The following is an 18,624-nucleotide window of genomic DNA, read 5'->3' on the forward strand; positions in this document are numbered from 1 at the left end:
AATGCAGGGTTGAAACATGCTTATCAATAGTGGAGCAAGTCGGTTTTGGGATATGCATCCGAGCTCGATAGCGTGCGGCCGCGTCCCTGCGACTTGGCCTGGTACAGCGCGACGTCGGCTCGCTGCAGCATGATGTCGATGGTGTCGCTGTCGTGCGTGCGCATGTCGACGCCGGCGCTGTACGACAGAGCGAATCCCAGTTCCGGGCGCGAGTGCTGTGCCAGCCATTGGCGCAGGCGTTCATCGTAAGCGATGACCGCGGCAAGGTCGGCGCGCTTGAGCAGCACGCAGAATTCCTCGCCACCGTACCGGCAGAACACGTCGCCGACGCCGCTGACGACGCGCAAGCCGGTGACGAAAAGCTGGAGTGCGCGGTCGCCCACAGCGTGGCCGTGCGTGTCATTGATGTGCTTGAAATGATCGAGGTCGATCATCAACAGGCCCAGCGGATGGCGGTCACGCTTGCTGCTGACCAGGGATGCGCCGGACTGCAGAAGCCACGCACGGCGGTTCAGAGCGCCCGTTAGGCCATCCTGCATGGCTAGCCGCTCCAGCTCCCGCGCCGCCTCGTCGCGGTGCGCCAGCAGGATCGCCACCAGCGACAGCACCATCATCGCATTCGATGACAGTGCAAACACCTGATTGACCAGGTATGGGCCGAAAAAAATCGGGAATGCGGCGCTGTAGAATCCGCCCAGCACCGCGCGGCAGGCGAGCACCACGATCTGGATCGAGAGGCAGATGATCAACAGCCAGCGCCAGCGTCCGACTGGCACCTGAGGCGGGCGGCACAGGTCGAGCACCACGATCGCGATTTGCAAGGCGAGCAGGCCATTGGCCCATGCCACCCGGAACTCGTAGTCGGCGTAGCCGATGCCGTAACCGACAGTCATCAAGACAGCGATGGCGACCGGAAGCCGCACGGATTCTCTGCGGCCACACCATAACTGGAATGCGATGGCATTGAACACCATGCCGCTCGATACGCAAGCCATCGAGAGCGTCGACAGCAGGTGGTCGGCCCAACCGCCCCGCTCGAAGGTACTCGACGACAACAGGAAAATCCACCCCGCAGTTTGCAGCACGATCCCGGTTTGCGCGCAGCGTGCGGCACGGTTCACCCGCCCCATGAAATACGGCAGCACTACGGCCATGATCAACAGGTTGAGCGTCATGGCGATGAACAAGGAAGGTACGTCGATCTCGGGCACGGGCTCTCTTCTCAATTATCAGCTCATGAACGACTCGCTCAAGTCAAAGCGTACGGTACCGGATATCCAGGGCTGGTCAAACCATCTCCGCAAACGTCACCCTGTCCGTGGTGGCATTGCGCGCATCTTCTACCCGCACCTTGTGCGCGGCCAGCAAGCCTTCGAGCGAGGCGTTCATCGTGTGACAGCCGTCATCGATGTTCTTGTTCATCTGGGCGCGGATGCCACCCAGGTCACCTGCCTCCAGCATGCGTACCACCGCTGGACTCGGCGTCAGGCATTCAGTGGCGAGATAATACCGGTTCCCCTCGACCGAGGGCAACAGCGCCTGGCACAAGATGCCACGCAAGGCATGCGCCAATGCCTGCGCCTGCGCTTCCGAATTACCCAACAAGCGCAACATCTTCTGCAGCCCGAGCTCGGTCGACCGCGCATGCAGGGTCGCCAGCACCAGCGGCCCCGACTCGGCCAGCGCCAGCGCCTCCTGCGCCGTCTGCGCATCGCGGATCTCGCCAATCACGATGACATCGGGCCGCTCGCGCAGCGCATCCAGCGCCCCCAGGTAGTAACTTTCGACGTCCCCATCCTCCCCCACCTCGCGCTGCGTGATGATGCACTTGCGCTGCGGGATCAGGGTTTCAACGGGATCCTCGATGGTGATGATGTGGCCCGAGCGCTGGCGATTGATCTCATCCAGGATCGAGGCGATGGTGGTCGACTTGCCCTGGCAGGTATCGCCAATGATCAGCACCAGCCCGCTGGTCAGCCGTGCGAACTCGCGCTCGTCATCCCACAGGCCAAGGTCGGACAATGCAATCGGCTCCTTCGGAAAGCGCCGAATCACGCACCCGATGCGCTTGCCGCCCTGGAAGCGGAAGCAGTTGGCCCGAATGCGCGCCGTATGCAGATCGATCGAGCGGTCGAAAGCGCGCGAAGCAATGCGCTGCGGCCAGTTCGGCTCGATCACGTCGAAGAATTCTTCCAGCTCTTCCTTCGTGATCGGCGAATCGGTCACCGCCACCAGGCCTTTCGGCTGGCGCAGCATCAGCGGGCTGTTCTGGTGGATGATGATGTCCGAGAACACCAGCTTCGAATTGAGGAGGTGCAGGATTTGCTGCACCAGGGTCTCGAACACCGGATGGTCTTCGTTTTCGATGTACGAGAGGATCGGGATCTGCGAGGACTGGTGGTATTCCATCTGGTGGCAAAGAAAAAACGCGTTCCAGTCATTATAGGACTGGAATGTTGCACCAGAGTAAAAATATCGTCAGCGTGACAAACTCGCCACAATGCGGTCGCCGAACACCGTGATGGTCACACCCAGGGCCACCACCAGCGCCCCGGTCAGGCGTACCGGCGATACTTCGCGCTTCACCATATTGATCAGGCCAAAATGGTCGATCGCCATTGAACTGAGCAGTTGGCCGGCGATCACCAGCACCACCAGGGTCAACAGGCCGATGCGCGGCGCGAGGAACACGGTGCCGAGCACGAAGGCCGCGCCCATGAAGCCGCCCAGGAACTTCCAGGCCGGTTGCGACGGCAGCGCCGCCAGGGTGGTCCCGAGGCTCGACACACCGCCCTTGGCCAGCGCCATCACCAGCAGCGCCACCGTGCCGCAGCTGAATGAAATCAGCGCCGCCATGATCGAATTGGCCCCGATCGAATGGGCCAGCTGGCTGTTCACCGCGGCCTGCGCCGACATCGCGATGCCGATGCAGAATGCCGCCACCAATAAAATCAGGTTCATCCCTGTACATCCCTGGCAAAAACGCACGATTCTAGTGCATTCCGGGCCGGCGCGTCGGCGCGCCCCGTCGCGTGCTCCTGCATTTCATCCCCGACAGGCTGCAATTCGTCGCAAACGCCTCTTGCCGACACGCCCGGCTGGCTACGATGGCTGCCATACCAACGAATCAAGGAGTCCACCCATGCAAGCCTTCACACCATCATTCGCCGTACGGACCCTGCTGCTGGCCGCCACCCTGGCCTGTGTCGCCGCGCCGACGCCCGCCATGGCCTGGCCCTTCGGCGGCGAAAAAGTCGAAGGCAGCGGCAGCGTGACGCGCCAGGCGCGCCAGGTCGAGCGCTTCACCGGCGTCGCGCTCGAACTGCCGGCCCAGCTCGAACTGCGCATTGGCAATACCGAAGGCATCACGATCGAGACCGACGACAATCTGCAGCGCCTGATCGAGACCGAGGTCGACGACGGCGTGCTGCGCATCCGCCCCACCAAGCGCAATATGAACCTGCGCGCGCGCACCATGAAGATCGTCGTCAACGCGCGCCAGATCGAGCGCCTGTCGCTGGGCGGCTCGGGCACCATCGATGCCGAGGCGCTGCGCGCCCAGACCCTGCGCATCAACCTGGGCGGCTCGGGCAAGATCCGGGTCGCCAGCCTGGACGCCGACAAGGTCTCGGTCAGCGTCGGGGGCAGCGGCGACTTCCGCGCCAGCGGCGGCAAGGCGCGCGACGTGTCGGTGTCGATCGGGGGTTCGGGCAATGTCGACATGGGCAAGGTGGCGGCCGACAGCGTCAGCGTCAGCGTGGCCGGTTCGGGCGACGTGACGGTGTGGGCTCGGCGCGAGTTGAGCACGTCGATCGCCGGGTCCGGCGACGTCAAGTACTATGGCGACCCGAAGCTGCGCAGCTCGGTCGCCGGTTCGGGCAAGTCGCGCCGGCTGGGCGACGCGCCGAACTGATCGGGACAGGCGCTTACAGGGCGCCGCGCAGCGCTTCGCGCTCGATCTGCACCGTGTCCGTCCCGTCGGTCAGCCACACCTGGCCGTCCTGGATCGTGCACTGCAGCTGCATCGAACGTTGCGCCATCTTTTCCAGCTGCGCGCTGGTCGACGACGGGATGTTGATCACGCTGACGTTCTTCGCGCGCTCGATCTTGTTGGCCAGGCCCTTGAACCAGATGCTGCTGGTCGCGCTATAGCTGTACACCACCACCTTCTCGGCGCGGCCGGCCGCCTTCAGCAGACGCTTCTCGTCCGGCTGGCCGACCTCGATCCAGGTCTGGATGGCGCCGGTCAGGTCCTTCAGCCACAGGGCCGGCTCCTCGACGTCGAACAAGTCCTTGCCATAGGCGAGCGCCGGATCGGCGTGCAGGGCGAAGGCCAGCACACGGATCATCACGCGCTCTTCGGTCTCGGACGGATGCCGGGCGATGGTCAGGGCATGTTCCTGGTAGTAGTTTCGGTCCATGTCGGCGATCGACAGGTCGGCCTTGTAGATGGTCGCTTTGATAGCCATTGTTGCGTGCGCTCGTGTGTGCTGAAGGATGAAAACCCGCTATTGTCGCATGCGCGGCGACTGCGGGGTTCCCGGCCGGGTTAGACTGGCCGTCTTGTTGAACATGGAGACCCCGATGACCAATGCTTTCCCTCCGAACCAGCAGTTCCTGCTCGCCGCCCGCCCGGTCGGGCTGCCCAGGCGCGAAGACTGGCAGTTCCACGAACAGGCCGTGCCCGAACCGGGCGAAGGCGAGATCGTGGTCAAGGTCCTGTACCTGTCGCTCGACCCCGCGATGCGCGGCTGGATGAACGAGGGCAAATCGTATATCCGTCCGGTGGCGATCGGCGAAGTCATGCGCGCCGGGGGCGTGGGCGTGGTGGTGGCCTCGCGTTCGCCGCGCCTCAACGTGGGCGATTACGTGATGGGCGGCACCGGCGTGCAGCGCTACTGGTCCGGCCCGGCCGACGACAAGACCGCCAACCTGGCCAGGATCGATCCGCAAGTGGGCAACCTGACAGCCTGGCTGAACCTGCTGGGCATGCCCGGCATGACGGCGTACTTCGGCCTGCGCGACGTCGGCCAGGCCAGGGCCGGCGAGACGGTGGTGGTGTCGGGCGCGGCCGGCGCGGTCGGCATGACCGTGGGCCAGGTTGCGAAGCAGATGGGCTGCCGCGTGGTCGGCATCGCCGGCGGGTTTGATAAATGCGCTTTCGTCGTCGACCGCCTCGGCTTCGACGCCTGCATCGACTACAAGGCCGGCAACGTCGGCGCCGCCCTCAAGCAGCATTGCCCGCAGGGCGTCGACGTCTATTTCGACAACGTCGGCGGCGAGATCCTCGACACCGTCCTTACCCGCATCAACATGAAGGCGCGCATCGTGATCTGCGGCGCGATCTCGCAGTACAACGTGACCGAACCGGTCAAGGGTCCGGCCAACTACCTGGCGCTGCTGGTCAACCGCGCGCGCATGGAAGGCATGATCGTGTTCGACTACGCGGCGCGCTATCCCGAAGCCGTGGCCCAGCTCGGCGAATGGCTCCAGCAAGGTGCGATCCAGAGCCATGAATACGTGGTCGATGGCTTCGAGCAGTTCCCGCAGGCGCTGCTGATGCTGTTCGAAGGCCGCAACCTCGGCAAGCTGGTGCTGAAAGTGGCGGACGCCTAGAACTTGTCGCCGGCTCCACGGTCGTACAGGTCAGGGCGCCCCGCCCTTTCTCCATGGAGCTGGCCATGCTGTCCCTTTTCGAGAGTTTTTTCGCCAACCCGGCGCTGCAGGGCCCATTCGGCACGCCGGCGGGCGCGCCGCCGAACGCGCAACTGGCCACACAGCTGGGCGCGCAAGCGAACCAGCTGGCCACGCTGTCGCAGCGCAGCCATGAGCTGCTGGCGCGCGTGACCGACCTGAACCTGCAGATGGCGCGCCACTTCGTCGAGACCGCGCTCGACACCGGCCGCCAGCTCGCCGCCTGCACCGATCCCCTGCAACTGCCCCCACCGCGATGCGCGGCTGGCAGCCATTGGGCGAGCATGTGCGCGTCTGGCAGCAGGGCCTGATGGGTGTGATGGCCGAAGCCCAGACCGGCCTCGGCCACGCAGCCGCGCTGGCGCCGGCGCCCGCGAAACGTGCCGCCTGAGCGGGCCGACGCGCCGCATGGCGACGGGGCGGAACTAACGCTCACCACGTTTCTCTAATCGCACGAGCGCAGCCTGAGATGGCTCCAAGTGCGTTCAAGCATAGCGTACGGCCTCTACAACTGACAGCCCCACGGGCACAAGGAGATCGACATGGCGACCAGTAAGGAGAACGGAGGAAAGAGCAGCAGTCAGGGCAATGCCCAGAAGAGCGGGCCGCCCGCCAAGCGCGGCTTCGCGGCGATGGACCAGAACCAGCAGCGCGAAATCGCCAGCAAGGGTGGCCAGGCGGCCCATCAAAAAGGCACGGCGCACGAATTCGATTCCGAAGAAGCGCGCCGCGCCGGCCAGAAAGGCGGCGAGGCCGTGAGCCGCAACCGGGCCCATATGGCCGACATCGGCCGCAAGGGTGGCGAAAGCCGGCAATCGGCCCAACGCGCGGCAGCCGCCGCGGCTGCGGCCGCGCAGAAGGGCAACCGCCAGGGCGAAGAAAGCTAGCGCGGCTGGCTGTTGGCGTTTCACGGAGCGGTCCCGGCGCAGACCCGCGCGGCGGGCCTGCGCCTGTGGTACATTGCCGGGCTTATGCCTACCCTGAAATACCTGACCGCCTACCCGGACACCCTGCAAGCCCAGGTCAGCGGGCTGATCGAACAGAACCGCCTTGGCGACAGCTTGCGGCGCCGCTATCCCGAGCCGCACGACATCCGCACCGACCGCGCCCTGTACGACTATGTGCAAGATCTCAAGGACGACTACCTGCGCCAGGCCGCACCGGTCGCGAAGGTCGCCTTCGACAGCAAGATCCAGGTGATCCAGCATGCGCTGGGCCTGCACACCGCCATTTCGCGGGTCCAGGGTTCACGCCTGAAGGCCAAGCACGAGATCCGCATCGCCAGCCTGTTTCGCGACGCGCCGCTGCCCTTCCTGCGCATGATCGCCGTGCACGAATTGGCGCACCTGAAGGAAAAGGAACACGACAAGGCGTTCTACAAATTGTGCTGCTGGATGGAGCCGGACTACCACCAGCTCGAGTTCGACGTGCGCCTGTACCTGACCTGGCTCGACCTGTCCGGCGAGCGCTTGTGGAGCGGCGACTAGCTCGACTGCGCTGGCGCTGGCGACACCGGGGGCTCGCGCAGCGGCGATCTTCCCGCGCCATCCGGCTGCGCCGCGCAAGCGCGCGTGCAGCGCTGGAGCGCCGTGTCGCAAGCGTCGAGGCGCGCCATCCGGCGTCCGTTGTCGCCGGCGGCATCGAGCGCGCGGGTCGCCTGGCCCGGCACCGCGCCCTGGGCAGTGCGCGCCAAGGGGTTGCGGTATTCCGGGGTAGACCCGGTCAAGCGCTGTTCCAGCGGCAGCGCCTGGGCCCCGGCACGGCATTCGCGTTGTTCGGAGGCGCACATCGAGGTGCAGAACGCCGGGTCCGCAGCCAGCGCAGGCCCGGCTACCGACGCGGCCAGGGTTGCGACGATGATCGACAAGACTGAACGCTTCATTCCAACCTTTCGTGAAAACGTGGCGGCATGCCATCCTGTCATCCTAGCCTGTTTTCGCACGGTGCGCCTCTCGGATGCCGCAACGCGTGCAGCCAATCGCCATCGTTGCACTTCAACAACGAACGTTTCGTAAAAGTAAATTTCTAACCATCGGTCACTCGACTTCGCGAACCGGCTCCGATACAGTCTGCACACTCGGAATTGCCGTCATCCCGAGCCCCCTCGCCTCCCGCCACTCACATCACATGGTTCAGCAACACACCTGGCGCCTGTCCGCCGCGTTCGCTACGTGCGCGCTCGCTTTCCTGTCCTCCCACGCCTGCGCCGCGGAAGCGCCGGGCGAGCCGGCCGTGTCCACGCCCGTTCTGAAGCTGTCCGGCTTCGGCACGCTGGGCGCGGTGTATTCAAGCGCGCGCAGCGCCGACTTCACCGCCTCGGTGCTGCGCGCCGATGGCGCCGGCCATACGCGGGCCTGGAGCGCCGACGTCGACAGCCGCCTCGGCGTCCAGCTCGACCTCGACCTTGGCGCCTGGTCCGGCGTGCTGCAGGTGGTCAGCGAGCAGCGACTGGACGGCAGCTACACACCCCAGATCGAATGGGCCAATATCAAATACCAGCTCACGCCCGACCTGGCCGTGCGCGCCGGCCGCATCGCCCTGCCCGTCTTCCTCGGCGCCGAATCGCGCAAGGTCGGCTACACGATCCCCTGGGTGCGCACGCCGGTCGAGGTCTACGGTTCCCTGCCCATTTCCAGCAGCGACGGCCTCGACGCCACCTGGCGCTGGAGCACGGGTTCCGTGCTGCATGCCACCCAGGTATTCGCCGGCCGCACCGACCAGGACTTGCGCAATCAGCTGCGCATCAAGGCCGAGGACATCGTCGGCCTGTCGCACAGCATCGAACGCGGCGCCGTCAGCACGCGCCTGTCGGCCGCCAGCGGGCGCCTGAACACCGCCATCGGCGAGGAATTGTTCACGGTGCTGCGCCGCTTCGGGCCGGCTGGCGGCGCACTGGCTGACCGCTACGAGATCAGGGACAAACGTGTCTCCATGGTCAGCATCGGCGTGAGCGTCGATCCGGGCCCCTGGTTCGTCACCGCCGAGTGCGGCCGCACCCGCACCGAGTCGCTGCTCGGCGGCGGCACCTCGATGTATATCGGCGCAGGACTGCGCCGCGGCGCGCTGACGCCCTACGCCGGCTACGCCCAGGTGCGCGCCGACGTCCCGACCCGCGATCCCGGCCTGCCGCTGGACGGCCTGACGCCGCCACTGGCCGCGGCGGCCGGCCAGATCAACGCCGGCATCAACGAGTTTCTGGCGGCGATCCCGGTGCAGTCCACCTGGAGCGCCGGCCTGCGCTGGGATGCGGCGACCAATATCGCGCTCAAGCTGCAGTTCGACCGGCTGCGTCCGCGCGATGGCTCGCGCGGCACCCTGATCAACAACCAGCCCGACCTGCGTCCCGACCGCGCGGTGCATGTCGGCAGCCTGGCCCTGGACTTCGTGTTCTGATGCGCGCGCTCCCTCGTTCCTTGCCATCCGTGCGGCGCCTGCTCGCCATTCTCGCCCTCAGCCTGGCCACCGCCAACGCCTCGGCCGAACTGGTGGTGGTGGTCTCCAGCCGCAGCCCGGTAACGGCCATCAACGCCGAACAGGTGGCCGCGATCTTCCTCGGCCATGCCAGCCGCTTCCCGGACGGCGCCCAGGCGGTCGCCGTCGACCAGCCGCTCGGCGCGCCGCAGCGCGACAGCTTCTACCGCGGACTCACCGGCAAGACGCCTGCCCTGCTCAAGGCGCACTGGTCGAAGATGGTGTTCACTGGTCGAGGCCAGCCACCGCGCGAAGCCAGTGGCGACGCCGGCGTGCGCCGCCTCGTGGCCGGGAATCCGGCGATGATCGGCTATATCGGGCGCGAGGCGCTCGACGCCTCGGTCCGCGCCGTGCTGGTCCTGCCGTGAGGATGCGATGAACACGCTCGCGTCCACCACCTCGCCGGCCGCGCCGTCCCGGATCCGGGTGCGCCGCATGCCCGCGCGCTGGCTCGCCCTCGCGCTCGAGACCCACATCTCGCTGCCGCTGTTCGCCCTGCTCCTGCTGGGCGCCATGTGGTTCGCCGCCCTGCACGTGATCGAGGCGGAACGCCGCACCGCGGAGGCCGCCACGCGCGACGCCACCCACGAGCTGCTCGATACCTACGAGGCGCAGATGGCGCGCAGTCTCAGCAACATCGACCAGACCCTGCGCGTGCTGAAATACGCGGTGGAGCAGAACGGCCCGTCGGGCGCGCTCCCCGCGCTGGCGGCCAGGGGGCTGCTGCCGCCCGGCCTGGTCTTCCAGGTCGAGATCACCGACAGCCACGGACGCGTGGTGGCCAGCAATCCGGATGCCGGCCCGCGCGACCTGTCCGGCGCCAGTTATTTCGAGTTCCACCGCCACATCCGGCACGACCTGCCCTACGTGAGCCAGGCCATCGCCCGGGGCAACGAATCGCAGCTGCATTTCTCGCGCCGCATCGACGACGACGCCGGCCGCTTCGCCGGGGTGGCGATCGTCGCCGTCGACCCGGCCTATTTCACCAGCTCATATGAACGCTCGCGCCAGGGCGAGCGGGGCCTGCTCGGCCTGGTCGGCGTCGACGGCGTGGTGCGCGCGATGCGGATCGGCGAACAGGTCTCCTGGGGCCAGTCCTACACGGCCGGCCCCACCGGCATCGTCGGCTTGCGCGCCTGCCGCATCGATGGCGAGACGCGCTACACCAGCAGCCGGCCGCTGGGTGGATTTCCGCTGCTGGCAGTGGCCGGCCTGTCGGAGAGCGAACAGATGGCGCAATTTCGCCAGCAGCGGCGCGCCTGGCTGCTGGGCGCCGGCGCCGGCAGCACGCTACTGGTGGCGGTGGTGATCCTGGTCAGCGCCTGGTCGTGGCAGCTGGCCAAGGCGCGCGGGCGCGAGCGCCAGGCCCAGGAGACCTATGCCGCCGCATCCGAGGCCAGCCCGGACGCCTTCTTCGTCCTGCGCAGCATCGTGAACCAGCGGGGACGCGTGACCGACTTCACCATCGTCACCACCAACAGCCGCGCCGAACAACTCACCGGCCTGCCCAAGGAGCATCTGGCGGGCCAGCGCATGTCGGTGATGCTGCCAGGCGCCTTCAGCGCCGGCATCTTCACCGACCTGGCCGCGGTGGCGCTGGACGGCGTCACGCGCGAAACCGAATGGCTGGCGCGCACGCTGCCGCATGGCGAGCGCTGGCTGTACCGCCAGGCGGTCGCGGTCGAGGGCGGCGTGGTAGTGATCGTGCGCGACATCACCGACCGCAAGCTGGCCGAAGAGCGCATCCGCCACCTCGCCCATCATGACGACCTGACCGGCCTGCCCAACCGCAGCCTGCTGCGCGAGCGCCTCGACCAGGCGATCGCGACCGCCGCCAGCGACGGCGGCGCCGTGGGCCTGGCTTTCATCGACCTCGATGGCTTCAAGCTGGTCAACGACGCCCTCGGCCACAACGCCGGCGACGCGCTGCTGAAAGTGGTCGGCGCGCGCATGGGGCGCTGCCTGCGCGCGGGCGACACGCTGGCGCGCTTCGGCGGCGACGAATTCGTGATCCTCTTGCCCGCCCTGACGGGCGAGCCGGGTTCGATCGCGCCGCTGCTGGAACGGGTGCGCCAGGCGGTCACCGAGCCGGTGCTGGTCGAGGGCCAGGAAGTGCAGGTCAGCTGCAGCATCGGCGTGACCTTCTATCCGCGCGATGGGGTCGACGCCAACGCCCTGATGATGCACGCCGACGTCGCCATGTACCGCGCCAAGGAGCTGGGCAACGACAACGTCCAGTTCTATGCCAGCGAGATGAACGCCAGCATCGACGAGAAGCTGATGCTGCTGGAAGGTTTGCGCGACGCGCTCGACACCTGCGCCGACGATCACGCCGGCCCCTGCCAGTTCGAGCTGCTGTACCAGCCCAAGGTCGACCTGCGATCGGGCCGCCTGTTCGGCGTGGAAGCGCTGATCCGCTGGCACCATCCGGAACAAGGGCTGGTCTCGCCCGATCGCTTCATCGGCCTGGCCGAAGAGAGCGGCCTGATCGTCCCGATCGGCGAATGGGTGCTGCGCACCGCGTGCGCCCAGAGCGTCGCCTGGCGCGCCGCCGGCCTGCCGCCGGTGAGCATGTCGGTCAACGTCTCGGCGCGCCAGTTCGAGGACAAGCGCCTGGTCGAGCGCATCGCCGACGCCCTGGGCGCGAGCGGCCTGCCGCCCGAAGGCCTCGAGGTCGAGGTGACCGAGAGCCTGATCATGCGCGACCTGGGCCGCTCGGTGGACAAGATGCGCGAGCTGAAGGCCATGGGCGTGTCGCTCTCGATCGACGATTTCGGCACCGGCTACTCCAGCCTGTCGGCGCTGAAGTCGTTCCCGATCAGCCGCCTCAAGATCGACAAGTCTTTCGTGGCCGACCTGGCCGACCGCGCCGACGACCAGGCGATCGCGCTGGCCGTGATCTCGCTCGGCCATAAGCTGAACCTGCGCGTGATCGCCGAGGGCGTCGAGACCGAGCAGCAGCGCGACTTTTTGCGCGCCAACGACTGCGACGAGATGCAGGGCTATCTGTTCAGCCGCCCGCTGCCCGCGCAGGCGCTGGCGCGCCTGCTGGCCGATGGCCGTGGGAGCGTTGCGTAAAGCCGGCTACGGCCCTTATCCGCGCAATCCCCTGGCCTCGGCGTCGGCCTCGACCGCCGCCTGAACGGCGGGTGCCGGCGCCGCCGCGCGCAGGCGCCGGATCAACTCGACCGGGTCGCTCTCGGCCAGCATCAGACCCTCGTGTTCCGGCCGCACAAAGCCTTCTTGTACCTGGTGCCGCACGAAGGCGCGCAGTCCGTCGTAGAAACCGTTCACATTGAGCAGGCCGATCGGCTTGGCATGGATGCCCAGCTGGGCCCAGGTCACCATCTCGAACAGCTCTTCCAGCGTGCCCATCCCGCCCGGCATGGCGATGAAGCCTTCCGACAGGTCCGACATCATCGCCTTGCGCTCGTGCATGTCCTTGACCACGAACAGGCGGGTCAGGCCGGCGTGGCCGACCTCGCGCTCGACCAGCGCGCGCGGGATCACGCCGGTCGCTTCGCCGCCGAGGCGCAGCACCTCGTCGGCGATCACGCCCATCAGGCCGACCTTGCCGCCGCCATAGACCAGGGCGATATTGTGCTCGACCATGGCGCGTGCGAGGGCGCGCGCGGCGTCGGCATACAGGGGGTTGGCGCCGTGCGCGGCGCCGCAATAGACGGCCAGGGTTTTCATCGTGTCAGCCTCAGAAGAAGTCGGCGCCCGGCTTGGCGTCGGCCGACAGTTTTTGGAGATAGTCGTCGGACAGCTTTTCGAACAGCACCCGGGTCTCGCCGCGCAGGTAGGGGCCGACCATCGACAGCACCTGGTAGCAGCCGCGCGCCAGCGCGTCGGCGATGGCCTGCTGCTCGCTGTACTTGCGCGGGTTGCGCACGTATTCGAACGACAGCCAGTAGGTCGCAACCACCACCATATTGGTCGCCATGGCGCCGATCTGCTGGTCCGACGCCTCGAGCGAGCCTTCGCTGCGCAGGTCTTCGCACAGCTGGCGCGCGACCTTGATCTTGTGGGCGTGGATGGCCTTGAAGTGCAGTTCGAGCTTGCGGTTGCGCGACAGCAGGTCGTTCAGGTCGCGGTAGAAGAAGCGGTAGCGCCAGATCAGCTTGAACATATGGTGCAGGTACAGCCACACGTCTTCCATGTTCGAACGGCGCCCGGCCGGCACCGCGAGCACGCGCTCGATCTCCGCCTCGAACTGGACGAAGATCGAATTGACGATGTCGTCCTTGTTGCGGAAATGGTAATACAGATTGCCGGGCGAGATATTCATCTCCTCGGCAATGACGGTCGTCGTGATATTGGGCTCGCCAAACTCGTTGAACAGCCTGAGCGACAGCTCGAGAATGCGTTCACGGGTGCGGCGCGGGGCTTTTTGTTGCATGTAGGCCGAAGTTAATAGTGCATTCCCGCAAGGATAACATCGAACGGTCGTTCGATGAATCTTTCGATCGGCCCGATCGCATCGCCCCCGTTCAGGCGGCGGCGCGCTGGCTCTGCAGGCGGAAGGCCTCGTCGATCCGTTCGCGCAGGGTGCGCGCGCCAAGGGGCTTGACGTAGTGGTCGTCGGCCACGCCGCTGGCGATCGCCGCCTCGATCTCGGTGAGGTCGGGCTGGCCGGACAGCATCAGGCGCACGGTCTTGGGATAACGCTCGGCGGCGCGCGCCAGCACTTCGGTGCCGCGCATGCCGGGCATGGCCTGGTCGCACAGGATCACCTCGACCGCTTCGTGGTCGAGCACCTCGAGCGCCTCTTCGCCCGAACAGGCGCTGAGCACGCGGTAGGGCTGGCCGACCAGCATGTCGTTGAGCACGCCCAGCATGAAGCGGTCGTCGTCGACCAGCAGCAGCGTGCGTTCTTCCGGCGCGGCGCCGGGCTTCGGCGCGGGTGCGGGCTGGGGCGCGGGCTGGGCTGCAGGGACGCTCGCGGCAGCCGGCGCAACTGCCGGCGCGGCGGCCAGGAAGGCTTCGAGCTCGGCGACGAAACTCTCCGGTTCGATCGGCTTGCTGATGTAGCCATCGAAGCCGGCGGCCAGCACCTTCTCGCGGTCGCCCGCCATCGCCAGCGCGGTCACGGCCAGGATCGGGACGCCTGCAAGCTGCGGCTCGGTCTTGAGCGCGGCCAGCACCGCGAAGCCATCCATGCCGGGCAGGTTGACGTCGCAGGCGATCAGGTCGGGACGCTCGCTGCGCGCGGCGGCCACGCCACGGGGGCCGTCGGCGGCCGACAGCGGCGTGTGGCCATAGGCGCCGAGCAGGAACGACATCAGCTCGATGTTCGCGGGGTTGTCTTCGATGATGAGGATACGGGCCACGATGGCGCTCCGGAAATGCGATGTTGTCATCACTGTACCATGCAGCGGCATGGTCGTGAGTCAGTGATGATGGTGCGCTGCGGCAGGCGCCACACTGTCGCTGCGCAAGGCCTCGATCTCGCCCATCACCATGGCCAGCACGCGCGGGTTGCGGCCGAGCGCCACGTGGCCCACGCCGCCCAGCGCCAGGTTGCGCGCGCCCGGCAGTTCGCTCGAGGTCTGCGGCGCGATGATGTTGTCGTGGTGGCTGTAGATCGAGACGATCCGCGCGCGTACTTCGGGCGCTTCGCCGCCCGCGAGCGCGCTGAGCCACGCGCATTCGGGTCCGGCCACGCCCATGCGCCGCATCTGGCCCGCATTGATGCCGAGCCCGAAGGCGGCCAGGCAGGTGCCGTGGTGCGGCGTGCCAAGCGTGATCAGGCGCGCCACCCTCCGTGCGCCGTGGATGCGCATCCAGGCGCGCGCGGCCAGCCCGCCCATGCTGTGGGCGACCACGATCAGCTGCGCCGCGCCGGCCTGCGCGCACAGCCGCTCAGCCGCGTCCTCGATGCGCGCGGCATAGCCGTCGATGTCGCCGGTCAGCGGTTCCAGGTCGAGCGTGGCGTGGCTGATGCGCGCCGTGTCCAGCAGCGGCGCCAGGTGGGCCCAATAGCCGCTGTTGCAGCCGTAGCCGTGCACCAGCAGCACCGGCGCCGCCGCCGAACCGGAGTGGATGTGACTGCGCGCCCGCGCGCGCGGCATGTGCCAGGAGGTAGTCAGCATGCTGGTGCCGAACTCTTCCCAAGCCATTTTCAAGGCGGCGCCCGGTCCGATCCGGAATTCGGGCGGCGTCGGGCTGCCGGCGCGCGCCGCCAGCAGGAAGTTGTTGGCATTGATAAGCAGGCGCACCAGCGCCACGCTGCCCAGCCCCAGCGCGGCGGCCTGCCAGCCGTTCAGACCGAGCCAGCGCACCCCGGCCGCGCCGATGCCGAGCGCCGCCAGCACCTGCACCAGCAGGATCCATCGCAGCAGGGTGCGCGAGCTCATGCCAGCGCCGCCGCCGGGCGGCCCGTCAGGTTCGCCGCCAGGCCGCTCGCCAGGCGCGCCGTGATGGCGTAGATGGTCAGCTGCGGATTGGCGCCGAGCGAGGTCGGGAACAGCGAGCCATCATGCACCGACACGTTCGCCAGTCCCCGGTAACGGCCGGCGGGATCGACCACGCCGCGGCGCTCGTCGCCGCTCATGGCGCAGCCGCCCATCGCATGGGCCGAGACCACACGCGTGACGTGGGCGCGCTGCGGCAGGGCCGCGATCTCGCGCCGCGCCTCGGCCCACGAACGGTAGCGCTGGGCCTTCTCGTGCGCCGGCTGCACGGTGCGGGCGCCGGCGGCGAACTGGATCTCGGCCATCGAGAGCAGCGCGCGCCGCGCCCCGTCCCACAGGTAGTCGTTCAGTTCGTAATCGAGCTCGCCGCTGCCGTCACTGCGCAGGCGCACGACGCCGCCCGGCGAGTCTTCATGGAAGCCGTCGCGCAGCAGGGCCAGCATGCCGCCCAGGTGGGCGAAGTCGCGCATCGCCGCCGCATGCTGTTCGCCGAAGCCGCTCATCATGGTGGCCGCCAGCAGCGGATGCACGGGTGGCGTCTCGAGCATATAGCCCATCGGGCCGTCGATCGGATCCTGCGACAGGAAGTGGTCGGAATACACGCTCTGCGGCGCACCGGCCCAGCCCTCGACCCGCTTCTCGTAAAAGGCGGCCGAGATCAGGGTCGGATGCAGGAAGGTGCGCATCCCGAGCTGCCCGCTGGGATCGGGCGCCTTCGAGCGCAGCAGCAGCGCCGGGGTGTTGATGGCGCCGCCGGCGACCACGAAATGGCGCGCGCGCAGGCGCAGCTGACGCCCGCTCGGCAGCACGCCGTCCGCGCCGAGCGCGCTGCAGACCAGTTCCTCGGCCTGCTGGCCGCGCAGGCCCAGTCGTTCGGCGCGCGCCCGCGTAATGAGGGTGGCGCCATTGTCGAGCGCCGCCGGGATGCTGGTCACCAGCATCGACTGCTTGGCATTGGTCGGGCAACCCATGCCGCAGTAGCCCAGGTTCCAGCAACCCTGCACGTTGCGGCGGATGGCGGCGCTGGCAATGCCGAGTTTTGCCGCGCCGCGGCGCAGGATGGCGTTGTTCTCGTTCGGACCGACCAGCCAGTCGACCACGCCGGTGCGGCGCTCGGCCATGGCGAACCATGGCGCCAGCTCGTCGTTCGATGCGAACGCCAGGCCGTGGTGGCGGCGCCACCAGTCCAGGGTCGGCTGCGGCGTGCGGAAGCTCGAGGTCCAGTTGACCGTGGTCGAGCCGCCGACGGCCCGGCCCTGCAGGATGTTGATCGCCTTGTCCGCCGTCTTGCGCGCGGCCGATTCCTGGTACAGCTGCGGGTAGGCGTCGGCCTCGCGCATCCGGAAATCGCGCGAGGATTTCAGGGGGCCCTCTTCCACCACGATCACCGACAGGCCGGACCTGGCCAGGATCTCGGCGCTGATGGCGCCGCCGGCGCCGCTGCCGACGATGACGACGTCGGCCTCCAGGGTGCGGTCGTGCTCGAGCGTCGAGGCGTCGATCGTGCGCCAACCGCGCTGGAGGCCGGCCTCGATCGGATTGGGAATGCGGGCCGTCATGCCGGCACCCGTGGCGGTCCGGGATAGCCGATCGCCTCCCAGCTGGCCGGCTGGGCATACCAGGCGCCCAGCACCAGGTCGTGCAAGGCGCCGTAGGCGCTGCGCATCAGCTTGAGGCGGTGCACGCGCCACTCCTGGAGGAAGGCGCTGACGTGGGCCAGGTCGGCGCTCTCCCAGCCGGTCGGCACGCCGGTGAGCAGGCGCCGCGCCGGCCGCAGGGCCAGCAGGCCGAACAAATCCTGCACTTCTTCCTGCGTCGCCGGCGGCAGGCCGCGGATGGCGGCTTCGACGGCGTCGATGGCGTCGCCCAGCTGGCGCTGGCGGCGGCCCGGGTCGTGGGCCAGCGCGCCGTCCAGGATGGCCGGCGCGATCGCATGCAGGGCGGCGCGCGCCTCGCCGTCGAGCGCGAAACCATTCGGCGATTGCCGCTGCGTGGCGCGGTACCAGGCGCCGCCGGCGCCCAGCGCCAGCGCGGCCAGGCCGCCGACGGCCAGGAAGGTGCGGCGCGAGGTGCGGCGCAAGGTGCGGCCTGAGGTGTTGCGTGAATTCGCCATGTCCCCTAGTGTACGCCATGCGGCCGTAGGGACAGGGTGAGATACGGCTCAGCGCGGCGGCCGTTCCTTCAGGATCGCGCTCGCGATGCCGCGCAGGATGTTGACTTCTTCGGTCTCCAGGCCGGTGCGCGCGAACAGGCGCTTCAGGCGCGGCATCAGCTTCCTGGGGTTGTCGGCGTTCAGGAAGCCGATCGCGACCAGCGCCTGTTCGAGGTGGGCATACATGCCGTCGACCTGGGTCATGCTCGCCGCCTCGCCGTGGAAGCCTACCCCACGCGCATCGATGCCGTCGCCCACCGCGGCCATGCGCGCCTCGTAGGCCAGCACCTGGGCCGCCTGCGACAGGTTGAGCGACGAATAATCCGGGTTGGCCGGGATGTTGATCAGGACGTTGCAGCTTTCGACGATTCCGTTCGGCAGGCCGACCCGCTCGTTGCCGAACACGATGGCCGGGCGCAGGTCCTGCTGGCTGCCGGCGTGGGCGGCGAAGGCGCGTGGGGTCCAGACCGGCGGCGAGAATTCACGCAGGCGGGCCGAGACGGCGGCGGCGAAGTTGCAGCCGTCCAGCGCCTGGTTGATGTCGGCGACGATGCGCGCCTGGCCCAGCACGTCGATGGCGCCGCTGGCGAAGGCCACCGCTTCCGGGTCGGTCAGCGGGTTCTCGCACTTGGGGGCGACCAGCACCAGGTCGCTGAAGCCCATGGTCTTCATGGCCCGCGCCACCGAGCCGACGTTGCCGGCGCGGCTGGTCTCGACCAGGACAAACCGAAGACGCTCGAAAAGCGGGAGGCGTTTGAAAAGAGAAGTGTCGGTTTGGGTCGGGTTCATTTACAATAGCGACCATCGCGCAGTGCGGACGGTTTTTTGTGATCACGGGAACAAGCCCACGATTGTAGCCGGTTCGGCACTGCCCTGCTCTTTAATCACTCT

20 protein-coding genes are annotated in these 18,624 nt (G+C 67.8%); 8 read left to right on the plus strand and 12 right to left on the minus strand.

Annotated features, from left to right (window positions below; all coding sequences use genetic code 11):
* Positions 1-23 precede the first annotated feature (23 nt).
* The 3 genes from DIR46_RS04440 to DIR46_RS04450 form a co-directional block, all read right to left on the minus strand.
* A complete protein-coding gene (locus DIR46_RS04440; RefSeq protein ID WP_109344156.1) occupies positions 24-1,211 on the minus strand; it encodes a GGDEF domain-containing protein in 1,188 nt (395 codons plus the stop codon).
* A 76-nt stretch (positions 1,212-1,287) separates the two neighbouring features.
* On the minus strand, positions 1,288-2,409 hold the full coding sequence (locus DIR46_RS04445; protein WP_109344157.1) for a type IV pilus twitching motility protein PilT: 1,122 nt from the start codon (positions 2,407-2,409) through the stop codon (positions 1,288-1,290).
* 69 nt (positions 2,410-2,478) lie between these two features.
* On the minus strand, positions 2,479-2,961 hold the full coding sequence (locus DIR46_RS04450) for a DMT family transporter (RefSeq protein WP_109344158.1): 483 nt from the start codon (positions 2,959-2,961) through the stop codon (positions 2,479-2,481).
* Positions 2,962-3,142: 181 nt separating this feature from the next.
* Between DIR46_RS04450 and DIR46_RS04455 the strand changes: the two genes are divergently transcribed.
* Positions 3,143-3,913: a head GIN domain-containing protein gene (locus DIR46_RS04455; protein ID WP_109344159.1), complete on the plus strand. Its 771-nt coding sequence runs from the start codon at positions 3,143-3,145 to the stop codon at positions 3,911-3,913.
* 13 nt (positions 3,914-3,926) lie between these two features.
* Here DIR46_RS04455 and DIR46_RS04460 read toward each other — a convergent pair whose 3' ends face one another.
* Positions 3,927-4,469 carry a YaeQ family protein gene (locus tag DIR46_RS04460; protein ID WP_109344160.1) on the minus strand — a complete coding sequence of 181 codons (543 nt, stop codon included), beginning with the start codon at positions 4,467-4,469 and terminating at the stop codon, positions 3,927-3,929.
* Positions 4,470-4,584: 115 nt separating this feature from the next.
* Here DIR46_RS04460 and DIR46_RS04465 point away from each other — a divergent pair, with 115 nt between their 5' ends.
* From DIR46_RS04465 to DIR46_RS04480, 4 genes are all read left to right on the plus strand, one after another.
* The gene (locus tag DIR46_RS04465; protein ID WP_109344161.1) at positions 4,585-5,616 is read left to right on the plus strand and encodes an NADP-dependent oxidoreductase; all 1,032 of its coding nucleotides are present in this window, start codon (positions 4,585-4,587) and stop codon (positions 5,614-5,616) included.
* 65 nt (positions 5,617-5,681) lie between these two features.
* Positions 5,682-6,005 (plus strand): hypothetical protein, encoded by a 324-nt coding sequence (locus tag DIR46_RS04470; protein WP_109344162.1) that lies wholly within the window; start codon positions 5,682-5,684, stop codon positions 6,003-6,005.
* Positions 6,006-6,236: 231 nt separating this feature from the next.
* Complete coding sequence (locus tag DIR46_RS04475) at positions 6,237-6,581, plus strand: KGG domain-containing protein (RefSeq protein WP_109344163.1); 345 nt, start codon at positions 6,237-6,239, stop codon at positions 6,579-6,581.
* An 84-nt stretch (positions 6,582-6,665) separates the two neighbouring features.
* Complete coding sequence (locus tag DIR46_RS04480) at positions 6,666-7,181, plus strand: M48 family metallopeptidase (RefSeq protein WP_109344164.1); 516 nt, start codon at positions 6,666-6,668, stop codon at positions 7,179-7,181.
* On the opposite strand, the gene DIR46_RS04485 is transcribed toward DIR46_RS04480, so the two are convergent.
* Complete coding sequence (locus DIR46_RS04485; protein WP_109344165.1) at positions 7,178-7,576, minus strand: hypothetical protein; 399 nt, start codon at positions 7,574-7,576, stop codon at positions 7,178-7,180. The two genes, DIR46_RS04480 and DIR46_RS04485, sit on opposite strands and share 4 nt — an antisense overlap.
* 245 nt (positions 7,577-7,821) lie before the next feature.
* Between DIR46_RS04485 and DIR46_RS04490 the strand changes: the two genes are divergently transcribed.
* From DIR46_RS04490 to DIR46_RS04500, 3 genes are read left to right on the plus strand one after another with little or no spacing between them, the layout of a single operon-like run.
* The gene (locus DIR46_RS04490; RefSeq protein ID WP_109344166.1) at positions 7,822-9,087 is read left to right on the plus strand and encodes a porin family protein; all 1,266 of its coding nucleotides are present in this window, start codon (positions 7,822-7,824) and stop codon (positions 9,085-9,087) included.
* Complete coding sequence (locus DIR46_RS04495) at positions 9,087-9,533, plus strand: phosphate ABC transporter substrate-binding protein (RefSeq protein ID WP_109344167.1); 447 nt, start codon at positions 9,087-9,089, stop codon at positions 9,531-9,533. Before DIR46_RS04490 ends, DIR46_RS04495 begins: the two co-directional genes overlap by 1 nt.
* Positions 9,534-9,540: 7 nt before the next feature.
* Positions 9,541-12,243: a bifunctional diguanylate cyclase/phosphodiesterase gene (locus tag DIR46_RS04500; protein WP_109344168.1), complete on the plus strand. Its 2,703-nt coding sequence runs from the start codon at positions 9,541-9,543 to the stop codon at positions 12,241-12,243.
* A gap of 15 nt (positions 12,244-12,258) precedes the next feature.
* On the opposite strand, the gene DIR46_RS04505 is transcribed toward DIR46_RS04500, so the two are convergent.
* From DIR46_RS04505 to DIR46_RS04535, 7 genes are all read right to left on the minus strand, one after another.
* Positions 12,259-12,861, minus strand: a complete 603-nt coding sequence (locus DIR46_RS04505; RefSeq protein WP_109344169.1) for an LOG family protein — start codon at positions 12,859-12,861, stop codon at positions 12,259-12,261.
* 10 nt (positions 12,862-12,871) lie between these two features.
* A complete protein-coding gene (locus DIR46_RS04510; RefSeq protein ID WP_109344170.1) occupies positions 12,872-13,567 on the minus strand; it encodes a TetR/AcrR family transcriptional regulator in 696 nt (231 codons plus the stop codon).
* Positions 13,568-13,658: 91 nt separating this feature from the next.
* Positions 13,659-14,498: a response regulator gene (locus tag DIR46_RS04515; RefSeq protein ID WP_109344171.1), complete on the minus strand. Its 840-nt coding sequence runs from the start codon at positions 14,496-14,498 to the stop codon at positions 13,659-13,661.
* Positions 14,499-14,558: 60 nt separating this feature from the next.
* Positions 14,559-15,524, minus strand: a complete 966-nt coding sequence (locus DIR46_RS04520) for an esterase/lipase family protein (RefSeq protein WP_109344172.1) — start codon at positions 15,522-15,524, stop codon at positions 14,559-14,561.
* A complete protein-coding gene (locus DIR46_RS04525; protein WP_109344173.1) occupies positions 15,521-17,140 on the minus strand; it encodes a GMC family oxidoreductase in 1,620 nt (539 codons plus the stop codon). Before DIR46_RS04525 ends, DIR46_RS04520 begins: the two co-directional genes overlap by 4 nt.
* Positions 17,137-17,694, minus strand: a complete 558-nt coding sequence (locus DIR46_RS04530; protein WP_109344174.1) for a hypothetical protein — start codon at positions 17,692-17,694, stop codon at positions 17,137-17,139. The genes DIR46_RS04525 and DIR46_RS04530 overlap by 4 nt, the downstream gene beginning before the upstream one ends.
* Before the next feature lie 48 nt (positions 17,695-17,742).
* Positions 17,743-18,522 (minus strand): RNA methyltransferase, encoded by a 780-nt coding sequence (locus DIR46_RS04535; RefSeq protein ID WP_109344175.1) that lies wholly within the window; start codon positions 18,520-18,522, stop codon positions 17,743-17,745.
* Positions 18,523-18,624 lie beyond the last annotated feature (102 nt).

Source organism: Massilia oculi (assembly GCF_003143515.1).
GTDB lineage: Bacteria > Pseudomonadota > Gammaproteobacteria > Burkholderiales > Burkholderiaceae_D > Telluria > Telluria oculi.